The organism is Collinsella aerofaciens, from assembly GCF_040910325.1.
In the GTDB taxonomy this organism is placed as follows: domain Bacteria; phylum Actinomycetota; class Coriobacteriia; order Coriobacteriales; family Coriobacteriaceae; genus Collinsella; species Collinsella aerofaciens_BL.
Map to the genome: position 1 here is coordinate 1 of NZ_JBDGAV010000002.1, position 9,282 is coordinate 9,282.

The window sequence follows — 9,282 nt, forward strand, 5'->3', positions numbered from 1 at the left end:
TCGGCCCCGGTGCCCAAGCGCGATATCGGCGGTGCTGTTTCGCGATATTCAACAGTGCTCAAGCGAGCAAATACTCAAATTGCATTGCTCAATTGATAGGTAGTCTCACCGAGAACTTCAAAGGGGCGAGAAAACTCTTGATGCAAATAATCATGCAGCAGGCAGTATTGTCCGAATGCAGTCGGGCTTTGCCCAAACAGCCTACGCACTTCGGAAGGAATATAAACACCAATACCAATAGCTTTAATAGGTCTAGCGACCTCATACGCTATCAAAGCAAATTGGTCATCAACGTTCACCCTGGCTTCGTCAAGCGTCGTGACTGGGTCACCGCAATTGACATATAAATAGCTCTCACCGGGTTTGTTTAATCGCCCAAAATTGGTCACGCAGTTATTCGGTGGCTCCCACAGTTGACCCTGGTCAATAAATTGAGCTCCATAATCGAGAGAAGAAGAGACACTTCGCGCACGAAAAACAGTCGCCCCCTTAGGTAAACTAATGTATTCAGGAAACTGTAAGTACATGCCATCAACACGAAGCTGATTATGCAATATTTCTTGAGCATTTTCATGGCGGACATCAGCCCAGAGAGAACTTAGAGCTGGCAGCCTACATTCAAATTCCGCCTTTTCCAATGCAGCAATAAAACCATCCAAGTCACCTTGAATACAATTAAACATCCTCGCAATAACTGAGCTATCAAGGGGCTGACCAAGCTCTCCAGCAGAAATAAACATAGAACGATGCAAGATAAAACGTCCTCCAAACAAAACCAGACAATCACGCGCGCCAAGGTCAAATTTACTCGGTCATTACAAAATAATATAACCCTGCAGAATAACCGAGAATAACCTGTGGCCAACGCCACCATCCAACCCAAAGCCCACCTCCAGCCCCCATCTGTCCAAGGAGCTGGCCGCCGCCGAGCCCGATATCGCCGCCAAGACTATCTACTGCGGCCCCATCGACGCGTTCTACGACTTCAAGCTGGGCACGCTCGAGTACCGCAGCCTGCGCTTCGAGACCGAGACGCTCGACGAGGCCGACCACCAGGGCGTGGCCGTGGTCAACTACACCGAGCGCGAGGTCCCCTACACGCGCGTCATCGAGCACAAGCACTTCGAGTTCGGAACGCAGGACAAGACCGTCATCACGCGCGAGTACCCGGCCGACTGGAAGCCCGGCGACGAGCCCTACTACCCCATCAACGACGCCAGGAACGAGGCCCTGTACAAGCAGTACGAGGAGCTGGCGGCGCAGGAGGGCGACGTGGTCTTCGCCGGTCGCCTGGGCGGCTACAAGTACTACGACATGGACAAGGCCATCGCCGCGGCCTTCGAGCTCGTCCGCAACGAGCTGGGCGTGGAGCCCACGGAGGCGTAGGAACCATCCTGAATAGCTGCTGATTGCCAACAATACGGCACAGCATTTGATTTAAGGGGTGCGGAACAAAAACCGTGCCCCAATTTTATTAACAGGACCCTCTATCCGCAGTCTATTACCGTAAAATAAACCCAACAAAATATGTGCGGAGTGCTGGCCTGGAGCTGCCTTCGGACCTTATTGGCTGCTCACCGAGAGGCTCCGCTATGAAACGACCCCTTTACTACCTGCTCTGCGCGATCGCGTGCGCGGCCATGGTCAGCGCGACGATACCCATGGCAGCCATTGCGGAAGCCATGCAGCCTCGGTCAACAGCCGAGCAGCAGGCGCAAGCCGACGCCACGAGCAGCGACACAGGCAAGGCCGAAGACGGCACCAAAGCAAATGCGACAGCAGATACCGCAGAGGACAGCACCGCAACATCCACCGGCACCAGCGCCGTCAACACGGAAAGCGCTGACGGCACCACCGCCGCAACCGGCACCCCCGCCCCATCCCTCCGAGCCCAAACCAACCCCACGCCCGCGGCGATCTCCACCACGTCACAAACCGGCTACGCACACTCCGCCACCGCAACCCAAAACGGCGTCACCTTCACCGTTTCGTGGAACGACGCCCCGCGGGCACCGCGACGACCTTCCACGTAACCCAGACCAACGGCTCGTCCCGGGCCAAGGCGCGCATGGACGTGCCCACCTATTGGGACGGCGGCAGCCAGGAAAGCGTCTGCGACCCGTCGCGCCCGGCATGGGCCAGCTACTGCAGCCTGGGCACCGCGGGCCACGACTTTACCTTTGAATTCACGGCCTCGGGCACGTACCGCATCTACTTCTACTTTATGGACAACGACAGAAACGACCCCCAAAACGACAAGGGGATCTACTACCTGCGCACCACGGCGGAGGTGACCGTAAACGACGCCTCCCGCCCGAGCGTCACGCAGATCGTCAACAACACCGTTGACCTGTGCAGACAAGAGACAAACGGCTCGGAATACGACATGGCGCTGTGGCTCCACGACTGGACGCTCGACCAGCTGGAGTACGACCACAGCCTCAACTGGTGCTCGGCCGAAAGCGGCCTCACGCGCCACCAGGGCACCTGCGAGAGCTACCAGCGCATCTACTCCAAGCTCCTTGACGCCGCGGGCATCGCCAACGGCCGCATCACCGGCAACGGCCACACCTGGAACGCCGTAAAGATCGACGGCAAATGGTGCCAGATGGACCTAACCTGGGACGACACCAACGACAACTGGTATGGAGACCTGGACCAGCGCCTTGCCGTTGCGCGTGCGGTCTGCTCCGACTCCCCCGTGCTTCTGCTCGATGTATGCACATCGGCCCTCGACCCCAAGACCGAGCGAGAAATGCTGGACCGCATGCGAAATCTCGGTCATACCGTCATCATCGTCACGCATCGATCTGCTGCGTTGGAGGTTTGCGATCGGGTTATAGGCCTTGCATCTAAATGGTGATCTGCCGAGCAGGCTCTGCTCCCCAACGCCATGCAACTTACTTCGGATCGGACTCTACACCACTTTCTCGGCACTATCGGCGCGATCGAAATCATAAGTCGCATTAAAGCAGTGATTAACACTTATTTCTTCAATGCGCAGGACCACTGCATGAGACCAGCTCTAATCAACGCAAAATAATGGGAAGAGAATTTACGCGCAAGGTATATAGGCCATTTCCAATTATTATATGCAAGCTGAGCGGCCCCATTACCAACCACAAGCGCCCAGACGCCCATGCCAGTAAAGGAAATTAAGACATACGACAATAAAAAACCTGCAATAGCCGAAACTATATAAGCCGGGAGATAGGGGATTTCATTCGTACTGATAATGTAATTACAACACAATGAATGATGGTTCCAAACCGCAAGATAAACAACCAAGGCGAAATAAAGAAGCCCGTCGGGGGAAAAACCTTTCTTAACTAGGAACAAGACTGGGAAGCCGACAAACCAGACACCGATCGTGCATACAACAATTAAAATCCAATATAGAGACAGACTTTTTTCAATAATTTTTCGTGCAGTCTGAACTTCGCCACCAGCATAAGCAGATTGAAACATTGGAATAAAAGATCGAACGTAGGCGCTGGCAAACCCGTAAATTGCACCGCCAACTTGAATAATTAATGAATACTGAGAGTTAACCTCCACACCAAGAAAATAGGAGCAGAGCAGCGAACTCAACTGAGTGGAAGCATAGCAGCAAAGTTGAACAACGCCGTCCCTCCACGCCAAATAAGCCACTGAAATAAACGTTTCTTTTATTTCAGAAATAGAAACACCCGTACAAGCATCGTTTGCTTTTTTTATCGCCTCTGAGTGAACCTCCAGAAAGCGACCGCAAAAAAATCTCAGCACAATGTCATTAAACAGATAACCGATGGCAGCGCCAATGATGCCAAAACCCATAAACAGCAAAAACGCAGAAACCACAAGCTGCCCAATGCGACCATAAGACTTTGCCCTGCTTTCAGCGGAAATATCCCCGAACCCTCTCAGGCAGGTCGTATAATGAAAAAAGAATAGATTAAAAAACACATCAAAACAAAAAATTAACCATGCGGTCCAACAAGAAAAGGGATCAATAGCACTTGAAATTGAAGAAATGTAGGCAGTTCCAACTGTAGCGGTAAGCATCAGGACAACGCAAGAAATTAACGCGTAAACAATCCGGGATGTTTTAATCAATTTGCCAAGCAGCTCATAGTCTACAGAATCACCAACTTGAGATGAATCGTAGCCGCTCTTGCTAATGCTACGCGCACCGCTAAGACAATAGACAATATTTCTCGCAAAAGTTGGTGTAAAGCCAAATTCAAATAACAGCGTTAAATTCCCAATGGCAACAAAAGTGTACCAGAGACCAAGTTCGGCGTTAGATAAGTAAGCAAGCAGAAACGGAAGAAGAAGGAAGCTGCTCCCCATTGAAAGAACAGTGCTTACATAGTTCCATATAATGTCTGACTTGGTAGTATTAATTTTTGCCATTATTTAGCCATCTCCACAACATCCTTTGATGGCGCCCTGGATTGACAGGGCCCCTTATCTGAAAAGGCGGGCAGCGCCATAAGCATAAAGAAATTACATGCTGGATATAACATTCCGCATTCAACAAACCCCATTAGGGAATACAAGACCAAGCCCATGAATGTCACGTGGGCCGAAATACGCGCTTTATTTATCGCTACGCAATAGAAAGCAACAAACGCGGTAAATGGGATCAAACCGTATTGAATAAGTAGTCGACAATATGCATTGTCAAGCATGACTCTTGTTTGTATTAAATAACCACCCGTTGCAGACGGCAGCGAAACTATGGCCGTTAAGTCATTACCAAAAACAGTCAGAGGGTAGTTTTCAAAATAATAGGCGGAATAAAAAATCCGATTGGTCATTAAATTATCAAGCTGAACAAGACATTTATTGGCACCATGGGACCACATAAAGGGCAGGGCTATACTAATAATCGCCAGAAAAAGCGGTAAAAAAGTAAATAGGGACCCATATGGTTTTGAACGGGGGCTTCTGAATGAAATAACCGAATACAAGGCCATTACGAAAATGCCTGCTGCAGAAGTTTTTGAATCAGCTACGAAAAAAGCAATTGCGAAACAGAAGATGCCCGCAAGACCGCTTCTGCCTTTCAGCTCAAAAATAGAAGCAGAATAAGCAATAAACAAAAGCTGTCCAAAATTATTAGGATGGGCAAAGCCCATCGAATTTCGTACAAAATTGCTACCGCGCGACATTAATACAGAAGGAATGGCACCGACACTATTGAGACCAACAACCATCAATAGCATAAAGACGGACGATACAAGAATAGACCTTGAGATGTAGTATTCAGGGACGTCTTCAGCGCAAAGGCAAAACAGCGCCAACCAAATAATCTGAGGGGCTTTATTTGATTTCAGCGACCCGACGCAAATTAAAATCAGCAGCAAGCCAACTAGCACTTTCACATGAGAAGTCTTTTGTAGTAAAAGCTTCAGCAGTAGAAACGCTAAGGCAAACAACTCAAGGACCAGCGAAAGCACCGCAAGAGAAATCCCAAACACATTGGTAGCATTTACTGATCCAATATAATAGGAAACTGAAAATAAAGCCAAAGCAAAGCTGAACATTACAGCCCCGGCATTTGCTCGTATAATCTCAGTCCATGATCTTTCCACATTAGTCAAATTCAATTAACGTACCCCATAAACAAACTTAGTAAAGCCAATTGCAGCCATAACACGCCTCGCAAGAAGAAGACGGATCGTAATGCGATTTTTCACTTCAGAGATAAATCGACGTGAATAGCGGTGAGAAGCAAAGCCTTCCATTAAATAGCTGAAATACGACTGGCAGACCATATTAGAGACAGGCTTAAAAAGCTGATTCGATTCCAAACGTGCACAATTACGAATCAAAGATAAGACTTCCCTGACTGCAGATTGCTTATATAGTTCGCTTAAATCCGGATTCACGTGACATAGCTCATATAGTTTTACCAGTAAATTATCAACACTCTCGATAGCCGAGATATCAGTATTTCTCGTTACTGAATCACTATTGTTGACATAGCAATAGACCGCCGAGTCCACTACTTTTACACTTTCAGCCAGACGATAAGCATCTACCATAAACAACGCGTCTTCACCGAAACGAATGCCATCTTCAAATTTAAGAAAACCATTCCGGAATAATGATTTCTTAAATATCTTTCCGCAAACGCTTCGGAATACAACACCTTTAGTAAAGCTCGAAAACGGAACTTTATTAACATTATCCCAAAATGCAAGGCTAAGAGAGCATGCTGTTTTCCAGTCGATGCTTATAGCCTTGCCCGAATAATCGCCATGCTCATTCAGTAGAGCCCCGATAACCAAGCTACAGCCATCTGAGGATTCAAGCAACAGCCTAACTGCATTTATAGGCAGCATATCGTCAGCATCAACAAATGCCACCCAATCACCGGAGGCCTCATCGATACCCCTATTACGCGCCACGCATACACCACTATTGTTTTGACTAATCAGCTTAATCCGGTTGTCGCCCTCTGCAATAGCCATAACTAGCTCAGCGCCACGATCTGTCGACCCATCATCAACAATAATTATTTCAATGTTGCTCACACTCTGACGCTGAAGACTATTTAATGTCTTTTGAATCGTTTTTTCAGCGTTATACATCGGCACAATCACGCTCACGAGAGGATTGTCGACCAAGGAAGATTGACAGCAATTTACTTGCTTGCTTGTTGACGTCATAAACAGACGCCCCCCGCAAGCTTATTTGGACGACCCGTAGAAATAATTGCTTCAATCCATTCGGCAACATTAAAGGAGCATTTTAAAAATATATCAGAAATATCAGCCGCATCTGGAACGCCAAATGAACAGACATAAGGTAATCCGTTAAGCTTGGCCTCAATTGCGGCAACACCAAGTCCCTCAAACGAAGCAAGAAATTCAAACGTAGCATATGAGCTGAGGGCCTTTATATACCTACCAACAACGATTTCGGTTCCACCCAGCCCATTTGAAAGGCCAGATACTAAAACCCTAGGCTTATTGTGGTCTAAGGCAGACGAAACCATTAAAAAGCCTTCCTTCCAAATCTAAGTACCGATAGAACAGAGGAGATGAACCAAGACAGCTTGGGTCCAATTACTGGCGCAAGCTTTTTCCGCATTTCAACACGGAACTTCTTAGCGGGTGACAACCAGGTGCCTGAATAATGGTGAATAGAATATGTATCATCAGTAATTTCAAACTTGCCACTATGACTGTCTAGGGGATCAAAATAAGTAGCAGGGTATGCAGTGAAACCATTTAACTGCTGAAATGAACCATCTCTCTTAAGAGCACAACTCACTTCCAGGTAATCAGTTAGCACCCTCGGAGAGGTATCCATAGAGTTGCGGCCTTTTCGCATCTCAAATCTCATAGATTCATATAATTTTGCGACATCGCTCATGACATGGCTTCCGGGCTCAGAACCCATGATGAGGCCGGGATTCAAGAAGAAATTATTCTTCATGAATCCCGCAAAAGCCTCATTATCTAAAAGCTCGTCCAGAGGCTTCAGGACTTCGACATCTGTATCGAGAAGGATTCCACCCTCTGAATACAGTATTCTGTAGCGCGCATAATCGCTGACAAACGCCCATTTTTTTGAGGCATATGCCTCACGACAAAATTCACATTGATTTATATCGAAATTGCTTTCGTCCCATCTACGAATTTCCCAATCAGGCATGATCTTCGACCAAGACTCAATGCATTTTCTTTCAAGTTCAGGAAGCTCACTTCCACCGAACCAGATGTAGTGCAGAACTTTAGGAATCATCAATTCCCTTTCGAACAATAGGCTACTTCTTGATGATTTTTTTAACCAGACGCTTCATCGGGTCATAAATTCCAAGCTTTTCGCATGTATGCCTAGCAAAGCGCTCGGCTTTTACTTTTCCGGAATCGGGGAACCACTTATTCATAAGCTCCTCACCATCCAGATTCGCCACATCAGCCATGAATTCATCGCGACGCGGATTCAGCTTCACGGACTTAGTAAGTTCACGAACACCTTCTACTGCAGCCTCAACATCAATCTCCTTCATACGGGCATAGCTTGAGGCTCGATCAAGCAATTCTTGTCCCTCATCGCTTTGGATGAGAACTCGAGTGACGCCCCGATTGTCGTCGAACTCTTTCGAGAGTCGATAAACATCGAAGAAATCCCAGCAAGTCAAATCAGTAACGCGATAACGCTTTTTAAACGGGCATTCGTAACAAATGGGTCGATCTGAAAGATCAGCAAAAAAGGCCCTTAGGTAAGGATCTGTTTCGACACCTTCACTGTACAGCCGTTCACCATACAGAGTCTCGCCTTCGAGCTCGCACATATTTGAATAGCGATAGCCAAACCGTGATTTATCTCTAAAAAGAACGGTCTCACCTTTTACGCCAACCTTTGCGTCAAGCCATTCGACCTGCCGCGCGAACACAGCGCGAGCGGGGTTCGCGCGGCAGACGAAGTCTGCCACGCGTAAATTTGCCGGCTTGCCGCCCAAAAATCGAAGCAGGCCTTCGCATTGACAAGGGGTACCAATAAAGAGAACTTCACGTCCAGTTTTTAGTTGTTGTTTGACCTCGGGATACGCAGGGCCAACAACGCTCTGAACATATTTACTGTTGCGGAAGCGCCAAAGTTCATCAACGCTTTCCACAGAAAAATGTCCGACCTTAAGTCGCCCAGGGGCTCCTTCGGCTCGCACAAGCTGTTCACCGCGCAAATAACCTGCACCAAACACAATACCGCCGTTGGCAATCACGGCCTGAGCAAGGGCAGTGAAGGCTCCACCAGAAGTGCTTTCAGCAAGCACCTTTTGATCATTATGCTGGACTAGAAAGGCTCGTTGGGACTTAGGCTCGTCCTTATCAACATTAAGCACTGGGCAAGCCTTTTCGCATAATCCGCAATCAATACACTGGTCAGCATTGACTACGGGGTACTCGCAGCCCTCGGCGTCATATTCCATTGATATGCACTGCTTGGGACATTTTTGAGCACAGGCAGCGCAACCGCAGCATTTACTTTTGTCCGTGATGGAGATCATACTGTTCCCTACAACTCAAGAGCTGATTTAAGCCAATTGGCCGATTCATGCCTATACACATTAAGTCGTTGACGTACTGACACAAAGTCAATTTCATTTGCCATTGCGGCACGGAAAGCATCCTTCGATTCGCAAATACGATCGGAGTTTCCAAGGACACGCAACAATGTATCAATACGTGAGTTCGTAGACTGAGCACCCATATTCTCGTGGCGACGGAACGAGAAGAAAGGCACCTCAAAAATATTTGAGAAAACGCTTCCGTGGAAAGAGTC

Annotated in this window: 11 protein-coding genes and 1 pseudogene; 3 read left to right on the top strand and 9 right to left on the bottom strand. The window is 47.9% G+C overall.

The features are described from left to right. Positions 1-74 precede the first annotated feature (74 nt). Positions 75-752 (bottom strand): hypothetical protein, encoded by a 678-nt coding sequence (locus AB5Z25_RS01160; protein WP_368134589.1) that lies wholly within the window; start codon positions 750-752, stop codon positions 75-77. 184 nt (positions 753-936) lie between these two features. On the opposite strand from AB5Z25_RS01160, the gene AB5Z25_RS01165 reads away from it, so the two are divergent. The 3 genes from AB5Z25_RS01165 (at position 937) to AB5Z25_RS01175 (ending at position 2,863) form a co-directional block, all read left to right on the top strand. Further along, positions 937-1,386, top strand: coding sequence for a UDP-galactopyranose mutase (locus AB5Z25_RS01165; RefSeq protein ID WP_368134651.1), 450 nt, complete (start codon positions 937-939; stop codon positions 1,384-1,386). A gap of 206 nt (positions 1,387-1,592) precedes the next feature. Beyond that, a complete protein-coding gene (locus tag AB5Z25_RS01170; protein WP_368134590.1) occupies positions 1,593-2,033 on the top strand; it encodes a hypothetical protein in 441 nt (146 codons plus the stop codon). A gap of 35 nt (positions 2,034-2,068) precedes the next feature. Beyond that, positions 2,069-2,863: a transglutaminase domain-containing protein gene (locus AB5Z25_RS01175; protein WP_368134591.1), complete on the top strand. Its 795-nt coding sequence runs from the start codon at positions 2,069-2,071 to the stop codon at positions 2,861-2,863. 122 nt (positions 2,864-2,985) lie between these two features. On the opposite strand, the gene wzx is transcribed toward AB5Z25_RS01175, so the two are convergent. From wzx to AB5Z25_RS01215, 8 genes and pseudogenes are all read right to left on the bottom strand, one after another. Then, a complete protein-coding gene (gene wzx, locus AB5Z25_RS01180; protein ID WP_368134592.1) occupies positions 2,986-4,395 on the bottom strand; it encodes an O-unit flippase-like protein in 1,410 nt (469 codons plus the stop codon). Beyond that, positions 4,395-5,531 carry an O-antigen ligase family protein gene (locus tag AB5Z25_RS01185; protein ID WP_368134593.1) on the bottom strand — a complete coding sequence of 379 codons (1,137 nt, stop codon included), beginning with the start codon at positions 5,529-5,531 and terminating at the stop codon, positions 4,395-4,397. The genes wzx and AB5Z25_RS01185 overlap by 1 nt, the downstream gene beginning before the upstream one ends. A 63-nt stretch (positions 5,532-5,594) precedes the next feature. Next, positions 5,595-6,659, bottom strand: a complete 1,065-nt coding sequence (locus AB5Z25_RS01190; RefSeq protein ID WP_195645079.1) for a glycosyltransferase family 2 protein — start codon at positions 6,657-6,659, stop codon at positions 5,595-5,597. Next, positions 6,656-6,988, bottom strand: a complete 333-nt coding sequence (locus AB5Z25_RS01195) for a hypothetical protein (RefSeq protein ID WP_271737853.1) — start codon at positions 6,986-6,988, stop codon at positions 6,656-6,658. The genes AB5Z25_RS01190 and AB5Z25_RS01195 overlap by 4 nt, the downstream gene beginning before the upstream one ends. Then, a complete protein-coding gene (locus AB5Z25_RS01200) occupies positions 6,988-7,740 on the bottom strand; it encodes a glycosyltransferase family 32 protein (protein WP_368134594.1) in 753 nt (250 codons plus the stop codon). Before AB5Z25_RS01200 ends, AB5Z25_RS01195 begins: the two co-directional genes overlap by 1 nt. 22 nt (positions 7,741-7,762) lie before the next feature. Continuing rightward, positions 7,763-8,842, bottom strand: coding sequence for a Coenzyme F420 hydrogenase/dehydrogenase, beta subunit C-terminal domain (locus AB5Z25_RS01205; RefSeq protein WP_271737854.1), 1,080 nt, complete (start codon positions 8,840-8,842; stop codon positions 7,763-7,765). Then, positions 8,843-9,007 (bottom strand): annotated as a pseudogene (locus AB5Z25_RS01210) (4Fe-4S binding protein); the annotation flags it as partial. An 8-nt stretch (positions 9,008-9,015) separates the two neighbouring features. Continuing rightward, positions 9,016-9,282: hypothetical protein (locus AB5Z25_RS01215; protein ID WP_368134595.1), on the bottom strand; the 267-nt coding region annotated here is incomplete at its 5' end.

What these genes read in the sequence shown, in the direction of transcription:
- AB5Z25_RS01200 (WP_368134594.1), bottom strand. Translation starts at nt 7,740, where the DNA reads ATGATTCCTAAAGTTCTGCACTACATCTGGTTCGGTGGAAGTGAGCTT.
- AB5Z25_RS01175 (WP_368134591.1), top strand. Translation starts at nt 2,069, where the DNA reads ATGGACGTGCCCACCTATTGGGACGGCGGCAGCCAGGAAAGCGTCTGC.
- AB5Z25_RS01190 (WP_195645079.1), bottom strand. Translation starts at nt 6,659, where the DNA reads ATGACGTCAACAAGCAAGCAAGTAAATTGCTGTCAATCTTCCTTGGTC.
- AB5Z25_RS01185 (WP_368134593.1), bottom strand. Translation starts at nt 5,531, where the DNA reads ATGTTCAGCTTTGCTTTGGCTTTATTTTCAGTTTCCTATTATATTGGA.
- AB5Z25_RS01170 (WP_368134590.1), top strand. Translation starts at nt 1,593, where the DNA reads ATGAAACGACCCCTTTACTACCTGCTCTGCGCGATCGCGTGCGCGGCC.
- AB5Z25_RS01195 (WP_271737853.1), bottom strand. Translation starts at nt 6,988, where the DNA reads ATGGTTTCGTCTGCCTTAGACCACAATAAGCCTAGGGTTTTAGTATCT.
- wzx (WP_368134592.1), bottom strand. Translation starts at nt 4,395, where the DNA reads ATGGCAAAAATTAATACTACCAAGTCAGACATTATATGGAACTATGTA.